General features: G+C 58.4%; 14 protein-coding genes. 7 read left to right on the top strand and 7 right to left on the bottom strand.

The window, feature by feature from the left end; genetic code table 11:
- Positions 1 to 83: 83 nt before the first annotated feature.
- Entirely contained in the window at positions 84 to 1,442 is a 1,359-nt protein-coding gene (gene gorA / locus CI807_RS22835; RefSeq protein WP_095016341.1) for a glutathione-disulfide reductase, read from the top strand.
- On the opposite strand, the gene CI807_RS22830 is transcribed toward gorA, so the two are convergent.
- Positions 1,443 to 2,450 (bottom strand): DNA-binding protein, encoded by a 1,008-nt coding sequence (locus tag CI807_RS22830; protein ID WP_095016340.1) that lies wholly within the window; start codon positions 2,448 to 2,450, stop codon positions 1,443 to 1,445. It lies immediately after the preceding gene.
- A gap of 170 nt (positions 2,451 to 2,620) precedes the next feature.
- Between CI807_RS22830 and CI807_RS22825 the strand changes: the two genes are divergently transcribed.
- The 3 genes from CI807_RS22825 to ahpF all read left to right on the top strand — a co-directional run bounded on the left by CI807_RS22825 (position 2,621) and on the right by ahpF (position 5,948).
- Positions 2,621 to 3,547 carry a site-specific integrase gene (locus tag CI807_RS22825; RefSeq protein ID WP_095016339.1) on the top strand — a complete coding sequence of 309 codons (927 nt, stop codon included), beginning with the start codon at positions 2,621 to 2,623 and terminating at the stop codon, positions 3,545 to 3,547.
- 144 nt (positions 3,548 to 3,691) lie between these two features.
- Entirely contained in the window at positions 3,692 to 4,255 is a 564-nt protein-coding gene (gene ahpC, locus CI807_RS22820) for an alkyl hydroperoxide reductase subunit C (RefSeq protein ID WP_003173835.1), read from the top strand.
- A 127-nt stretch (positions 4,256 to 4,382) separates the two neighbouring features.
- Complete coding sequence (ahpF, locus tag CI807_RS22815) at positions 4,383 to 5,948, top strand: alkyl hydroperoxide reductase subunit F (RefSeq protein ID WP_095016338.1); 1,566 nt, start codon at positions 4,383 to 4,385, stop codon at positions 5,946 to 5,948.
- 50 nt (positions 5,949 to 5,998) lie between these two features.
- On the opposite strand, the gene gloA is transcribed toward ahpF, so the two are convergent.
- Positions 5,999 to 6,520, bottom strand: coding sequence for a lactoylglutathione lyase (gloA, locus tag CI807_RS22810; protein WP_016974784.1), 522 nt, complete (start codon positions 6,518 to 6,520; stop codon positions 5,999 to 6,001).
- A 196-nt stretch (positions 6,521 to 6,716) separates the two neighbouring features.
- Between gloA and CI807_RS22805 the strand changes: the two genes are divergently transcribed.
- A complete protein-coding gene (locus CI807_RS22805) occupies positions 6,717 to 7,253 on the top strand; it encodes a DUF4946 domain-containing protein (RefSeq protein WP_095017604.1) in 537 nt (178 codons plus the stop codon).
- A 112-nt stretch (positions 7,254 to 7,365) separates the two neighbouring features.
- On the opposite strand, the gene CI807_RS22800 is transcribed toward CI807_RS22805, so the two are convergent.
- The 3 genes from CI807_RS22800 to CI807_RS22790 form a co-directional block, all read right to left on the bottom strand.
- Positions 7,366 to 7,731, bottom strand: a complete 366-nt coding sequence (locus CI807_RS22800; protein ID WP_016974782.1) for a histone-like nucleoid-structuring protein, MvaT/MvaU family — start codon at positions 7,729 to 7,731, stop codon at positions 7,366 to 7,368.
- Positions 7,732 to 7,929: 198 nt separating this feature from the next.
- Positions 7,930 to 9,471, bottom strand: a complete 1,542-nt coding sequence (locus tag CI807_RS22795) for an EAL domain-containing protein (RefSeq protein ID WP_095016337.1) — start codon at positions 9,469 to 9,471, stop codon at positions 7,930 to 7,932.
- Between the two features lie 99 nt (positions 9,472 to 9,570).
- Positions 9,571 to 10,440, bottom strand: a complete 870-nt coding sequence (locus CI807_RS22790; RefSeq protein ID WP_095016336.1) for a LysR family transcriptional regulator — start codon at positions 10,438 to 10,440, stop codon at positions 9,571 to 9,573.
- Positions 10,441 to 10,517: 77 nt separating this feature from the next.
- On the opposite strand from CI807_RS22790, the gene CI807_RS22785 reads away from it, so the two are divergent.
- Together CI807_RS22785 and hppD are read left to right on the top strand one after the other, a co-directional pair.
- Positions 10,518 to 11,441 carry a DMT family transporter gene (locus tag CI807_RS22785; RefSeq protein WP_095017603.1) on the top strand — a complete coding sequence of 308 codons (924 nt, stop codon included), beginning with the start codon at positions 10,518 to 10,520 and terminating at the stop codon, positions 11,439 to 11,441.
- Between the two features lie 245 nt (positions 11,442 to 11,686).
- Entirely contained in the window at positions 11,687 to 12,763 is a 1,077-nt protein-coding gene (gene hppD / locus CI807_RS22780; protein ID WP_016974778.1) for a 4-hydroxyphenylpyruvate dioxygenase, read from the top strand.
- A gap of 54 nt (positions 12,764 to 12,817) precedes the next feature.
- Here the strand turns inward: hppD and rarD are convergent, their stop codons facing one another.
- Together rarD and CI807_RS22770 are read right to left on the bottom strand one after the other, a co-directional pair.
- Positions 12,818 to 13,699, bottom strand: a complete 882-nt coding sequence (gene rarD, locus CI807_RS22775; RefSeq protein WP_095016335.1) for an EamA family transporter RarD — start codon at positions 13,697 to 13,699, stop codon at positions 12,818 to 12,820.
- Between the two features lie 211 nt (positions 13,700 to 13,910).
- Positions 13,911 to 14,921, bottom strand: a complete 1,011-nt coding sequence (locus CI807_RS22770) for an aldo/keto reductase (protein ID WP_095016334.1) — start codon at positions 14,919 to 14,921, stop codon at positions 13,911 to 13,913.
- Between the last annotated feature and the right edge of the window lies 1 nt (position 14,922).

Genomic DNA, 14,922 nt, shown 5'->3' with positions numbered 1-14,922 from the left:
CCAAAAAAGCCACCTTCGGGTGGCTTTTTCGTTTTTCAGCCCCACGTAAGTCGGTATGCTGATGTCCTGCCGAGGAGAGTGAAATGGCCTACGATTTTGACCTGTATGTGATTGGCGCCGGTTCCGGCGGTGTTCGTGCGGCCCGTTTTGCCGCAGGCTTTGGTGCCAAAGTGGCCGTGGCGGAAAGCCGCTACTTGGGTGGCACCTGTGTCAACGTCGGCTGCGTGCCGAAAAAACTGTTGGTGTACGGCGCACACTTTGCCGAAGATTTTGAGCAATCCGGTGGGTTTGGCTGGTCTCTGGGCGAGGCTAATTTTGATTGGGCCACCCTGATCGCCAACAAGGACCGCGAGATCAATCGCCTCAATGGCATTTACCGCAACCTGCTGGTCAACAGCGGTGTGACCCTGCATGAAGGGCATGCGCGCCTGGTGGATGCACATCAGGTCGAGATCAATGGCGAGCGCTTTAGCGCCAAGCACATCTTGATCGCAACGGGTGGCTGGCCGCAGATTCCGGAGATTCCGGGCCGTGAACATGCCATTGGCTCCAATGAGGCGTTTTTCCTCAAGGAATTGCCGAAGCGTGTCCTGGTTGTCGGTGGAGGCTATATCGCGGTCGAGTTCGCAGGGATCTTCCATGGACTAGGCGCACAAACCACGCTGCTGTATCGCGGCGACCTGTTCCTGCGCGGCTTCGACGGTTCGGTGCGTACGCACCTGAAGGAAGAACTGACCAAGCGCGGCCTGGACCTGCAATTCAATGCGGATATCGAGCGCATCGACAAACAGGCGGATGGCAGTCTCAAGGCCACGCTGAAAGATGGTCGCGTGCTGGAAGCAGACTGTGTGTTCTACGCCACTGGCCGTCGTCCGATGCTGGACAACCTTGGGTTGGAGAACACGGGCGTGAAGCTCGACAAGCGTGGCTTCGTCGAGGTGGACGATCTGTACCAGACCGCCGAGTCGTCGATCCTGGCCATCGGCGACGTAATCGGGCGCGTGCAACTGACACCGGTTGCGTTGGCCGAAGGCATGGCTGTAGCGCGTCGCCTGTTCAAGCCTGAGCAGTATCGTCCGGTGGATTACGCCATGATTCCTACGGCGGTGTTCAGCCTGCCGAACATTGGCACTGTTGGCCTGACCGAAGAAGAAGCGAAAGAGAAGGGTCATAAGGTGCAGATCTTCGAAAGCCGTTTCCGGCCAATGAAGCTGACCCTGACGGAGTGTCAGGAGAAAACCCTGATGAAGTTGGTGGTCGACGCTGACACCGACCAGGTCCTGGGTTGCCACATGGTCGGTCCGGATGCTGGCGAGATCGTCCAGGGCTTGGCGATCGCGCTCAAGGCGGGCGCGACCAAGCAGCATTTTGACGACACTATCGGCGTGCACCCCACGGCGGCGGAAGAGTTCGTCACCATGCGCACACCTGTGGCAGGCTGATCAGCTCTCGGGCGTTGCCTCTGGCGCCGTTGCAACGGCGGCCGCCAGTCGCAATGCCTCGATACTGGCCTGGGCTTTGATCAGGTCCAATTCCAGGGTTTTGTTGGATTGCTGGTATTCGGCCAGCGCTTCCTGGCGTGACTGGCTCTCTAGCACCGCCACTCGCAGGCGTTCCTGAAGCAGGGTGCGTTCGCTGTCGATCACGCCAACCTGTTCGCTCAACTTGAGTTGCTGGGCCTGATCCTTGCGAGATTGTTCCTGCAGTGCCGTCAGTTCTTTCATCGTTACCCGATGCTCGATCAACAGTCGCTCGTTGTCGCGATGCAGTTGGGTGATTTCATCCTGGCGCACCATGGCGCTCTGCTGTGCTTGGCGCAATTCGGCTTGGACCTGCTGCAGTTGCCCTTCGTGACGACGCTGTTCCTGCTCACGCTGCTCCTTGATCGCATTACGGTAATGCTCCAAGGCATCCCTTGCGTGCAGGTGCTTTTCTTCCAGCGAGCGAATCTGTTCGTCCTTGTCGTTGATCCGTAACTCGTAATCACTGCACGCCTGGCTCAGCCCGGCGTTACGGGTTTGCTCGGTCTGCAGGCTCGTGCTGGCGGTTTGCAGGGCCGCGCTTTCTTCTGCCAGGGCGGCGGCCTGGATATCAAATTGTTGCTTGAGTTGACCGTGTGTTTCCTCAAGGGCTTCCACTTGGGCGAGCAGGGCGGCTTTCTGTTGCTCGAACTGTGCCAGGGCCAGGTCGATAGGCTCCTGGGCTTTCTCCTTCAAACGTTGCGCCAGGCGCGCTACCAGTTCGCCAAGCTCGTCGTCGATCGGCGCCTCGGTGATGGTGACTCGGGTTTCGCTCTCATCGAGCTCCTTCAGATAGCGATGAATCGTGGTTTTCGAGCCGGTATTGCCCATTTCGATGCGTACGGCGTCGATGCTGGGGTTTTCGCCGCGGGCGAGGATCGCCAGGCGTGCCGTTTGTACTACTGCTTTGTTAATGCCGCCGCGAGCCATGAGGTCTCCGTCGATTTCGTAATGTGGTATGTATCATGTATATACATACCATATCACAAATAGAAATTCGTTCAAATTCATGAATTAACAGATGGGATATTGGCGTATTATCCCGTGTCATAAGCATTTAATCCGCGAAAGTAACTGCCCGCAGTACGAATAGGCCTTTCATGAGCGATTTGGATCGTTACCTCAACGCCGCCACCCGCGATAACACGCGACGTAGTTATCGTGCGGCCATCGAGCATTTCGAAGTGAGCTGGGGAGGGTTCCTGCCCGCGACCAGCGACAGCGTGGCGCGTTATCTGGTGGCGCATGCCGGAGTCTTGGCGGTCAACACGCTGAAGCTGCGGTTGTCGGCACTGGCTCAGTGGCATACAAGCCAGGGTTTTCCCGACCCGACCAAGGCGCCGGTGGTGCGCAAAGTGCTCAAGGGCATTCGTGCTGTGCACCCGGCGCAGGAAAAGCAAGCCGAGCCTCTGCAACTCAAACACCTTGAGCAGGTGGTGGCTTCTCTTGAGAAGGAGGCGAAAGACGCAGCCCACGACCTGTCTCGGCTACTGCGCGCCAAGCGCGACACTGCATTGATCCTGCTGGGCTTCTGGCGCGGCTTTCGCAGCGATGAGCTGTGCCGTCTCGAGATTGAACATGTGCAAGCGACGCCCGGCGCGGGCATCAGCCTGTATCTGCCGCGTAGCAAAAGCGACCGCGACAACCTCGGCAAGACCTATCACACCCCAGCGCTGCTGCGCCTGTGCCCGGTGCAGGCCTACGGCGAGTGGCTCAGCGCCTCGGCATTGGTGCGTGGCCCGGTGTTTCGCGGCATCGATCGCTGGGGCAACCTGGGGGAGGAGGGGCTGCACCCCAACAGTGTGATTCCGCTGCTGCGCCAGGCGCTGGAGCGTGCCGGCATCCCCGCCGAGCAATACACCAGCCACTCATTGCGCCGAGGCTTCGCCACCTGGGCTCACCGCAGCGGCTGGGATTTGAAGTCATTGATGAGTTACGTCGGCTGGAGCGACATGAAATCCGCCATGCGCTATGTTGAAGCGACGCCCTTTCTTGGCATGACCCTGGCGACGCCACCGCTGCTTTGAGATTTCTTCTATTAATACAGTCACCTGATAGGGAAAACCAATCGTCAGCATCAGGTTTGCCAATGAGCCATCGGTCGAGAGAGTGGGTAGGATTCACTTCATCAACTTACTAAGCCCTTCTACAAACCTGACGGAGAGTCAACGATGCCTATCATCAACAGCCAAGTAAAACCGTTCAAAGCTACCGCCTACAAAAACGGCAACTTCGTAGACGTGACCGACGCTGACCTGAAAGGCAAATGGTCCGTGGTGTTCTTCTACCCAGCCGACTTCACTTTCGTTTGCCCAACCGAACTGGAAGACCTGGCTGACAACTACGCCGAATTCCAGAAACTGGGCGTCGAGATCTACAGCGTGTCCACCGACACCCACTTTGCCCACGCTGCCTGGCACAACACTTCGCCAGCCATCGGCAAGATCCAGTACACCATGATCGGCGACCCAACTCTGACCATCTCCCGCAACTTCGACGTGCTGATCGAAGAAGCTGGCCTGGCAGACCGCGGTACTTTCGTGATCAACCCAGAAGGTCAGATCAAAATCGTTGAACTGAACGACGGCGGTGTTGGCCGTGACGCTTCCGAGCTGCTGCGCAAAATCAAGGCCGCTCAATACGTCGCTGCCCACCCAGGCGAAGTGTGCCCAGCCAAGTGGAAAGAAGGCGAAGCCACCCTGGCTCCGTCCCTGGACCTGGTCGGCAAGATCTAAGTCTGTGAAGTCTCAAGGGCGGTATTCCGCACTTAAGTAAGCTGCATCCGCCCCCAAAACGCCCGGGCGAGATTCGCTCGGGCGTTTTTTTGTCTGCAATAAACCGAATGAACAGGAAATCGCCCGTATGTTGGACGCCAATCTTAAAGCTCAGTTGAAGTCATACCTGGAACGGGTCACCCAGCCGATCGAGATCGTCGCCTCCCTCGATGACGGCGCGAAATCCCAGGAAATGCTTACCCTTTTGCAGGATGTTGTCAGCCTCACGACGCTGATTACCCTGAAAACCGATGGTGATGATGCGCGTAAGCCGTCGTTTTCCATCAACCGCCCGGGTGCCGAGATCAGCCTGCGTTTCGCCGGCATCCCCATGGGCCATGAATTCACTTCGTTGGTGTTGGCCTTGCTGCAAGTCGGTGGCCACCCGTCGAAGGCCAGTGTCGAAGTGATTGAACAGATTCGCGCCCTTAAAGGCGAGTTCAGCTTCGAGACTTACTTCTCCCTGTCCTGCCAGAACTGCCCGGACGTGGTCCAGGCGCTGAACCTGATGGCCGTGCTCAACCCGAACATCCGCCACGTCGCCATCGACGGCGCGTTGTTCCAGGCTGAAGTCGACGAACGCCAGATCATGGCGGTGCCCAGTGTTTACCTGAACGGTGTGAACTTCGGCCAGGGTCGCATGGGCCTGGAAGAAATCCTTGCCAAGCTCGACACCAGCGGTATCGAAAAAGCCGCCGAGAAAATCAGCGCCAAAGACGCCTTTGATGTACTCGTCGTCGGCGGTGGCCCGGCCGGTTCTTCAGCTGCGATCTACGCCGCACGTAAAGGCATCCGCACTGGCGTCGCTGCCGAGCGTTTTGGCGGCCAGGTGCTGGACACCATGTCCATCGAGAACTTCATCTCGGTACAAGAAACCGAAGGGCCGAAACTGGCCAGCGCTTTGGAAGCCCACGTACGCCAGTACGACGTGGACATCATGAACCTCCAGCGCGCCAGTAGCCTGGTGCCTGCGAAAAACGCCGGCGACTTGCACGAAATCCGTTTTGAAAGCGGTGCGACCCTCAAGTCCAAGACCGTGATCCTGGCCACCGGTGCCCGCTGGCGCGAAATGGGAGTGCCGGGCGAGCAGGAATACAAGGCCAAAGGCGTGTGCTTCTGCCCGCATTGCGACGGTCCGTTGTTCAAGGGCAAGCGTGTGGCGGTGATCGGTGGCGGTAACTCCGGCGTTGAAGCGGCCATCGACCTGGCCGGTATCGTCAGCCACGTGACCTTGCTTGAGTTCGACAGCAAGTTGCGCGCCGACGCCGTTTTGCAGCGCAAGCTCTACAGCCTGCCGAACGTTGATGTGATCACCAGTGCGTTGACCAGCGAAGTGAAAGGTGATGGTCAAAAGGTCACCGGCCTGGCGTATAAGGATCGCGATAGCGGCGAGTTCAAGACCATCGAGCTGGAAGGGATCTTTGTACAGATTGGTTTGCTGCCCAATACCGATTGGCTCAAAGGCACGGTAGAACTGACGCCACGCGGAGAGATCATCGTCGATGCGCGGGGTGAGACTTCACTGCCGGGTGTATTCGCCGCCGGTGATGTGACAACGGTGCCGTACAAGCAGATCGTGATTGCGGTGGGCGAGGGTGCCAAGGCTTCCCTGAGTGCTTTCGATCACTTGATCCGGACTTCCGCCCCGGCGTAAATCCGCAGGCGGAAATGAAAAACCCCATGAGCAATCATGGGGTTTTTTCGTTACAGCGGTGCGGGCTGGATGATCTCGACCCAGTACGCGTCCGGGTCCTTGATGAAGGCCAGGCTCTTCATGCGGCCATCGCTCAGGCGCTTCTGGAAGTCGCAGCCCAGGGCTTCGAAACGTTCGCAGGCAGCGACGATATCCGGCACCGAGATGCAGATATGGCCAAAGCCACGCGGGTCGGTATTGCCATTGTGGTAGGCAAAGTCGGCGTCGTTTTCGGTACCGTGGTTGTGGGTCAGTTCCAGGATGCCTGGGATCGACTTCATCCACTGGGTGCGCTCGGCTGCGTCGGCCGGGATCTGGGATTTGTCCACCAGGGCCAGGAAGTACAGGCTGAATTCGGCTTCCGGAAAATCGCGTTTCTCAACCAGGGAAAAACCCAGGACTCGGGTGTAGAAGTCCAGCGACTTGGTGATGTCCTTGACCCGCAGCATGGTGTGGTTGAACACGAAGTTCGTGGTGGCGGTGTCCGGTTGGGCGGTAACGCCCGGGAAAGTGTTCAGTTCGTGCAGGCTCATGGGCCCTCCAGAAAAAATGGGGCAAACGCGGCTCTGAAATGTGAGCGGTTCCTTGGCTTGCGGCTGGCATCCGTGCAGCCGGCCCATGATACGCAAGGCTCGCCCCAGGCGCCAAATGAAAAAACCCATGCAGCCCTTGCGACACAGGGGCGCCGAGGCTCAAACTTTGGCGCTTGAACCTTGGGTATTTTTCGCAATGATCGCATTTCGTAAACCGCTGTTGAGCGCTGTGTGTTTGCTGGTGGGCAGTTCCTGCGTACTGGCGGCCGACCCCGAAATTCATTGGCCCAGTGGCTGGCAGGTCGAAGAGGTCGTGCCGGATGGCGAAGCGCCTGCCAAACCCCAGGCGGTGTCGCGCCAGCGTGCAATCAAGAATGATGAAAATGGCACGACCTTGATGGTGATGGAGTTGACCGGTACGCCGATTGAAGCGGGGCATAAGGTTAATCTACAAGGCGTACTGCTGGAGATGCGCAAGTCCATCCAGAAAGATTTTGCCCAGGGTGGTTATCAAAGTGTGTGCAGCAAGATGCGCCCTACAACATTGAGCCGTCTTGAGGCGCTGGAAACTACTTGCGTGATAACCGAAAACGGGCGCCACGTGCTTTCGCAAACATTGGTGGGCGCGGTTGATGCTGATAAGGCGTATGTTTTTTCATACGCGGGGCAGGCGGATGCGTACGAAGCAAGCAAGGACGAAGTGAGCTCGGTGCGCGATAGCCTCAAACTTTAAGTGTGTAATCTTCGACGATTCTGAACATTATGAAACGTTATTTAAGTTCGATTCCGAACCGCCGAATTAAAAAAGCCCCGCATAAGCGGGGCTCTTTGTTAGTGCGGTGTGATCAGCCGCGAAGCCAGGAATCTACAGTGGCAGCGCCGTACTGTTCTTTCCACGCCTTGAGGCCGCGGTGGTTGCCGCCTTTGGTTTCGATCAGCTCACCGGTGTGCGGGTTATGGTAAACCTTGACCACGCGTGCGCGGCGCTGTTTTGGTGCGGTAGCCGCAGCGGCGCCGGACTTGCCCGGGTTTGGATCAAGGATCGAAATGATGTCGCGCAGGCCTTTGCCGTAGGTCTTCATCAGGCCCTGGAGCTTTTCTTCGAATTCGATTTCTTTCTTCAGGCCGGCATCGTTCTTCAGGGATTCCAGCTGGGCAAGCTGCTCTTGAAGGGCTTTTTCGGCTGCGCGAAATTCGGCGAGTCTGGACAAAATAGGTACTCCAATAGTGTGTTTGGCTGATATCAACTGCAGACAAAGCTATAAGCCAAGCGCTTTAAGGCGACTCAAGAAAGAAGCCGTCCCGCGAGTTCTGCACAGGCTGGAAAAATTGTAGTAGTTAATTTGCCACGAGTAAATCATGTCTTTTGGCTAAATAACATTATTTCAGCACAGGTAGTGCATGGCTATTCAATGGCGGGCCAGTGATTTAATAAATTCATCGCACGGCAACGGTTTTCCAAACAGGTAGCCCTGCAGGAAATCCACGCCTTGAGCGGCCAGGTAATCGGACTGTTCAGGCGTTTCCACACCTTCTGCAACGATGCCCAAATCGAGTTTGCCGGACAGTTCTATGATGCTGTCGAGAATATGCCGTGATAGTGCATCGGCACCGATCATGGCGACAAAACTCTGGTCGATCTTCAAGTAGTCGACATTGAAGTTACGCAAATAGCCCAGGCTGGAGTGCCCAGTACCAAAGTCATCAATCGCGATCATTACCCCCAGTTGATGCAGGGCGTCGAACAACTGGCGGGTGATGTTGGTGGGCACGATCAACTCGCGCTCGGTCAACTCCAGCACCAAGGTCACCTGGCCCACGGGAAACGCGGCGAGAAACTCACGACAGTCATCCACCAAGGCCAAATCCTGGCAGTGGCGTGCGGTGATATTGACGCCGATATGAAACCCAGGGCTGAAGCGCGCCGCATGGGGCGCCAGTTGCGCGGCGGTTTGGCGCAGCAGAGCGCGGGTCATCGGTACGATCAGGCCCGAATGCTCGGCCAGGGGGATAAACAGGTCGGGCCGCACCAAGCCTTCTTTAGGGTGTTGCCAGCGCATCAGCACTTCACATCCCGCCCACTCGCGGGTGTCGCCCCGTACCACCGGCTGGAAGTACGGGATGAATTCATTGGCGCCCAACGCCCGCTGCAATTCGTGAGTCGGTGCCGAGGAGCGCTTTTGCAGCCAGTGCGCCAAAAGACCCGCCAGCACACCAAAAAACACGATCAGGCTGAACAGTGCCGGGTATCGGGCCTGCATGTAGCGCCACACCTCACCGACCGGCATACCCGCGTCGACGCTGTAGTGATAGCGTGCGGACGCCAAGTGATGGTGCGCGACTGCGAACGTCGGCACCGCAGTGTCGTGTACCTTGCCATCAGCCCCAAGCCAGTTCGGACCCACTTGCAGCACCAGATGGGCGTACCGGCTGATCAGGCGCAGGGCGTTGGTCAGGTGGTAGCCATCAATCGACGCAAAAGCTGCCTTGTCGCCGTCGACCAATCGGTAGACCAGCAGCGCGGTATCCGGTGTCACGGGGTTGCCGTTCATCAGCCATAACCGGCCATCAACATAATCATCCGGGTTGACCGGCGATTCGTAGTTGCTGCCGAACAACGAGCTGCAATAGATGTTTTTTTGCCAGGACAGGGTGGTCGCACGCACAAACGGGCGCCGCGTGACTTGTTCGCGCAGGGCCAGTTGTGCGCCGTTATCACAGGGCAGCCCCGCCAGTGGCAGCAAGGCCTGGGCGGCGAGGGCGGTATTGTCGAGCATCAGGTCAAATTGGCGCACCGCCTCCTGGGCGGTCTGGGCTGTGCTTTGCTGCAGCGTGCGTTCGGCCTGCCAGTGCAGGATCACGACCCCGAGCGCAATCGGCAGCAGCGTACTCAAGGATGTGATCAGGTAACGAGTGGCGCGTTTTCGCGGGCCGTTGACGGTCAGGGGCATGGAGTGAACGGCCTGTTGCAGGGATCGGATATCAGTCGATGATAGATGGCCCGCCCGAAATAAGCTCGCGGCACCTACCCATTTGGCCAGTACGCGGCACTATAACTCCACGCCCTGGGCAATACGGATAAAGGCGAGCGCCGCCGGGGAAGACTGACGCCGGTCCAGTACGGCAAGGCCAACCTGGCGTGGCACTCGTGGCGATAACGCCCGTTGCACGTAGCGAGGATCGTCCCCAGCGGGCAACGACGCCTGCGCCACCACGCTCACGGCATCGCCCCGACTGACAGTTTCCAGGGTGCTCAGCAGTTGCGAGCAGCGATAACGCACAGTCGGGGTCAGACGCGCCTCGTTGAACAGTCGCATCACCAGCTCAGTGGAACCGGCTTCAGTCAGCGCAAAAGGGTCGTTGCACAAATCCTTGAGACTAACGTGTTCACGGGCGACCAGCTGATGGTCAGCCGGCAGCAGCGCCACCATCTGGTCCTCGAACAGCGGGAAGGTGTCGAGGCGCTCCTGTTCCAGCACCACAAAGCCGATATCAATCCGGCGTTCGTCGAGCCATTGGATGACTTGCCTGTCCGGCCCTTCATCAACGTGTACCTCAATACCTGGATACTCCTGGCGGAATCGGTTGAGGATCTTCGGCAGCAGGTAGTTCGATGAGGTAGGGCCGAAGGAGCCGATGCGCAGCGTCCCGCGCTTCATGCCCCGGGCGTCTGCGGCTTCCTGTTGCAAGGTATTCGCCAGGCCCAGCATGGCCCGGGCGCGCCCCAGTAACTGCGTGCCGATATCACTCAGCTCGACCTGGGCCTGGTGGCGCCTGAACAGCGCCACCCCCAGTTCCTGTTCCAGCCCTTTGATGGCGTGGGACACCGCCGATTGGCTGATGCCGAGGCGGTGGGCGGCGCTGGTAAAGCCTTGCAGCTCGGCCACCAGGGAAAAGATTTCGAGTTGAGTCAAGGTCATGAGTAATCACTCATTTTACGATGACACTGTATTACCAGAAGAATGCACGCCTCCTCAAGCCATTGGAGCCCTATCCTGTGCATTCAAGCCCCGATCGCATCACTTATATAAAGTTGGCCGCCGTCACCATGATCTGGGGCGGCACCTTCGTGGCCGGTCGCTACCTGAGCGGGACGCTCGACCCGTTGCTGTCAGCCAGCCTGCGGTTTGCGCTGGCCAGTCTGGCATTGCTGGTATTTCTAGGATTGGCACGCATTCCGCTAGTCCGGCCAAACCCGCGCCAGCTACTGCAACTGGCGATGCTGGGTTTCTTCGGCATCTTTTTCTACAACCTGTGTTTCTTCTATGGATTGCAGTCTATCAACGCATCGCGCGCCTCATTAATCGTGGCGCTGAACCCGGCCGTGATCGGCCTGGCGTCCTGGTGGTTGTTCAAGGAGCGTCTGGGTGCCAGCAAGGTCGCGGGGATCGTGCTGTGTCTGGCGGGTGCCGCCATGGTCATCGTCAGTCGTAACCCCCAGGTATTGAGCGAAGCAACCAACACGTGGCGTGGGGATGTGCTGATCTTCGGCTGTGTAGTGGGGTGGGGCATCTACTCACTGTTTTCCCGTGGTTTGAATCAGAGCCTGGGGCCGCTGCAGACGGTCACTTGGTCGATACTGCTGGGAACGTTGATGCTTACCGTCACCACACTGATCATGGGCCGCTTTACGCTGGAGGCGATGGGCCGCGTGCATCTCGCGCAAGGACTGAGCTTGTTGTACCTCGGAGTATTGGGGTCGGCACTGGCCTATATTGGTTATTACGACGGTATCCGACGAATCGGCGCGACACGTTCCGGCGTATTTATCGCGCTTAACCCACTCACCGCCGTGATCTGTGGCGCTCTGTTGCTGGACGAACCGTTGAGCCTGCCCATGCTCACCGGCGGGGCAGTGATCCTGCTCGGCATCTACCTCTGCAACAAACCCCTTGCACGCGCCAGGGCAATGGGGATTTGATAAGAGTACGGACAAACACGGTTACGCTGTGTAGAATCGATTTACGCATACAAGAATATGGACTTGCGCTCACGCAAGCCTAAGCCGTCAGAGACTGATGACCCCATGAAGCTACTCGGCTCCCCCCTCATCTTTGGTGACTTCCTCGCCCGCAGCGTGCGAGGTCTTTCCTGTGCGCCACCCTGCAACCTCATCCTTGCTCGCCACTAATACTGTGTCTATTACAAGAATGATGAGGTGCCACCATGGCAGATCTATACGAAAACCCAATGGGCCTGATGGGCTTTGAATTCATCGAATTCGCGTCGCCGACGCCGGGCACCCTGGAGCCGATCTTCGAGATCATGGGCTTCACCAAAGTCGCGACCCACCGCTCCAAGAACGTGCACCTGTACCGCCAGGGCGAGATCAACCTGATCCTCAACAACGAACCCAACAGCATTGCCTCCTACTTCGCGGCCGAACACGGCCCGTCGGTGTGCGGCATGGCGTTCCGCGTCAAGGACTCGCAAAAAGCCTACAACCGCGCCCTGGAACTGGGTGCCCAGCCGATCCATATCGAAACCGGCCCGATGGAATTGAACCTGCCGGCGATCAAGGGCATCGGCGGTGCGCCGCTTTACCTGATCGATCGTTTTGGCGAAGGCAGCTCAATCTATGACATCGACTTCGTGTACCTCGAAGGGGTGGAGCGCAACCCGGTCGGTGCGGGCCTTAAAGTCATCGACCACCTGACCCACAACGTTTATCGCGGCCGCATGGTCTACTGGGCCAATTTCTACGAGAAACTGTTCAACTTCCGTGAGGCGCGCTATTTCGACATCAAGGGCGAATACACTGGCCTGACCTCGAAGGCCATGAGCGCGCCAGACGGCATGATCCGCATCCCGCTGAACGAGGAGTCGTCCAAGGGCGCGGGGCAGATCGAAGAGTTCCTGATGCAGTTCAACGGCGAAGGCATCCAGCACGTGGCGTTCCTCACCGACGACCTGGTCAAGACCTGGGACGCATTGAAGAAGATCGGCATGCGCTTCATGACCGCACCGCCGGACACCTATTACGAAATGCTCGAAGGCCGCCTGCCGAACCACGGCGAGCCGGTGGATCAATTGCAGGCACGCGGCATCCTGCTGGACGGCTCTTCGGTGGCAGGCGACAAGCGCCTGCTGCTGCAGATCTTCTCGGAAACCCTGATGGGCCCGGTATTCTTCGAATTCATCCAGCGCAAGGGCGATGATGGCTTTGGCGAGGGCAACTTCAAGGCGCTGTTCGAGTCCATCGAACGCGACCAGGTGCGCCGTGGTGTATTGACCGCCGACTAAACGTAAAAAGCCCGGCCGAGGGTAACCCCGGCCGGGCTTTTTATTGCCTGCGCATCAGGTTTTGCGTTGGCGCACCAAGTGTTTGAAGCCTTCGAATACCAGCACCATCACCGCCAGCCAGATCGGGATATAGGTGAACCACTCGCCACCCTTGATCCCTTCCCCCAGGATCAATGCCACACCCAACAGCAGCACAGGCTCTACATAACTGAGCAGGCCAAACAGGCTGAAGGGCAGCAAGCGGCTGGCAACGATATAGCTCACCAGCGCCGAGGCACTGATGACCCCCAGTATTGGAATCAACGTATACAGTTTCGGATGAGTGTCCATGACGGCAAAGCCTTGTTCGCCGTGCTGCACAAACCACCAGGCTACCGGCAACATCAGCGCCATATCCAGCCACAGGCCACCCAAGTGATCAGTGGCCAGGTGCTTGCGCACGACAAAATAGATCGGGTAACCGATGATCACCACCAGTGTCGCCCAGGAAATACCACCCGCCTGGAACAACTCGTTGAGCACACCGAGCGCGGCAAAAAATACCGCGATCTGCTGCAGCCGTGACAAACGTTCGCCGTAAACCAGGCGTCCGGTCAGCACCATGGTCAGCGGCAGCAGAAAGTAGCCCACCGACACATCCAGGCTGCGCCCATTCAGCGGTGCCCACATAAACAACCAGAGCTGCACGCCGAGCAAGGCTGACGAAAGCAACACACCGCCGATCAGCCGAGGTTTGGCCGTCAGAATTCTCAGCAGCTCTGCGACCCGTCGCCATTCGCCACTCACGATCATGAACACCGTCATGCACGGCACGGTCAGCAACATGCGCCAGCCGAAAATTTCCAGGCCACTCAAGGGCGTGAGCAATGATGTGAAGTAATACATCACGGCAAACAGCACCGAGGCCAAGACCGATAAAACAACACCTTTAGACACACTGTCCTCGCGAAAATCGTTGATACAAAAGATGAGGGGATTATGGAGCTTTTGGCGGGAGAGAGTTGCGCTGTTTTGGGGCGTTTTTCAGGAAAATCCTGTAGGAGCGAGCTTGCTCGCGAAGAACGTCAACGATTACGCAGCGCTACCAGGTAGCCCGTGGCGTCCTTGCGTTCTTCGCGAGCAAGCTCGCTCCTACAGGGTGGAGGGGTTATGCGCGTGGTATGCGACCGGAAACAAAGTGACCCACGTCATTGAACCCCGGCGTAGACGAATGTCCCGGCGTCACCAGTGAATCAATAAACGCCTCATCGTCCGCAGTGATCTTAACCTCCAGCGCGCCGATGTAAGCGTCCCACTGCGCCTCGGTACGCGGCCCGACAATCGCCGAGCTGACCGCCGAGTTGTTCAGTACCCAGGCAATCGCAAACTCGACAATCCCCACACCACGCCCTTGGGTGTACTGCTGGATCTGCTGGGCGATGCGCAGCGATTCCACGCGCCATTCGGTTTCCAGGATGCGTTTGTCCTGGCGCGCCGCGCGGCTGCCGGCTTCGGGGGTGACGTCCGGGGCGTATTTACCACTAAGCACGCCACGGGCCAGTGGGCTGTAAGGCACCACACCCAGGCCGTAGGCCGCTGCCGCGGTGATCTGCTCCACTTCGGCCTGGCGGTTGACGATGTTGTAAAGCGGCTGACTGATCACCGGCTTGTCGACGCCCAGGCGCTCGGCCACGCGGATCACCTCGGCGATGCGCCAACCGCGATAGTTGGACAAGCCCCAGTAGCGGATCTTGCCCTGGCGGATCAGGTCGCCAATCGCCGACACCGTCACTTCCAGCGGCGTGTTGTGGTCCTCGCGGTGCAGGTAGTAGATGTCCAGGTAGTCGGTATCGAGGCGTGTCAGGCTGGCCTCCAGCGCGTTGAAAATGCGCTTGCGGCTCAAGCCGCTGCGGTTGGGCAAACCGTCCACCGGGCCGATGCCAACCTTGGACGCCACCACCCAATCCTGGCGATTGCGCACAATGGCTTCGCCGACGATTTCCTCGGAGCGGCCGCCGGTGTAGACGTCCGCCGTGTCGATGAAATTGATGCCCTGGTCCCAGGCCTTGTCGATGATGCGCAGCGAGTCCTCGGTGTTGGTCTGTTCGCCAAACATCATGGTGCCCAGGGTCAAGGCGCTGACCTTCAACCCGGACTGGCCCAATGTGCGGTAAATCATG

It is taken from the genome of Pseudomonas sp. NS1(2017), assembly GCF_002269425.1.
GTDB classification, from domain to species: Bacteria; Pseudomonadota; Gammaproteobacteria; order Pseudomonadales; family Pseudomonadaceae; genus Aquipseudomonas; species Aquipseudomonas reactans.
Note: the sequence above shows the minus strand (reverse complement) of the source record. Positions and strands in the feature narration are given on the sequence as shown.

What these genes read in the sequence shown, in the direction of transcription:
- CI807_RS22805 (WP_095017604.1), top strand. Translation starts at nt 6,717, where the DNA reads ATGATCGCATTTCGTAAACCGCTGTTGAGCGCTGTGTGTTTGCTGGTG.
- CI807_RS22770 (WP_095016334.1), bottom strand. Translation starts at nt 14,921, where the DNA reads ATGATTTACCGCACATTGGGCCAGTCCGGGTTGAAGGTCAGCGCCTTG.
- hppD (WP_016974778.1), top strand. Translation starts at nt 11,687, where the DNA reads ATGGCAGATCTATACGAAAACCCAATGGGCCTGATGGGCTTTGAATTC.
- CI807_RS22825 (WP_095016339.1), top strand. Translation starts at nt 2,621, where the DNA reads ATGAGCGATTTGGATCGTTACCTCAACGCCGCCACCCGCGATAACACG.
- CI807_RS22830 (WP_095016340.1), bottom strand. Translation starts at nt 2,450, where the DNA reads ATGGCTCGCGGCGGCATTAACAAAGCAGTAGTACAAACGGCACGCCTG.
- CI807_RS22790 (WP_095016336.1), bottom strand. Translation starts at nt 10,440, where the DNA reads ATGACCTTGACTCAACTCGAAATCTTTTCCCTGGTGGCCGAGCTGCAA.
- ahpF (WP_095016338.1), top strand. Translation starts at nt 4,383, where the DNA reads ATGTTGGACGCCAATCTTAAAGCTCAGTTGAAGTCATACCTGGAACGG.
- CI807_RS22795 (WP_095016337.1), bottom strand. Translation starts at nt 9,471, where the DNA reads ATGCCCCTGACCGTCAACGGCCCGCGAAAACGCGCCACTCGTTACCTG.
- gorA (WP_095016341.1), top strand. Translation starts at nt 84, where the DNA reads ATGGCCTACGATTTTGACCTGTATGTGATTGGCGCCGGTTCCGGCGGT.
- gloA (WP_016974784.1), bottom strand. Translation starts at nt 6,520, where the DNA reads ATGAGCCTGCACGAACTGAACACTTTCCCGGGCGTTACCGCCCAACCG.
- ahpC (WP_003173835.1), top strand. Translation starts at nt 3,692, where the DNA reads ATGCCTATCATCAACAGCCAAGTAAAACCGTTCAAAGCTACCGCCTAC.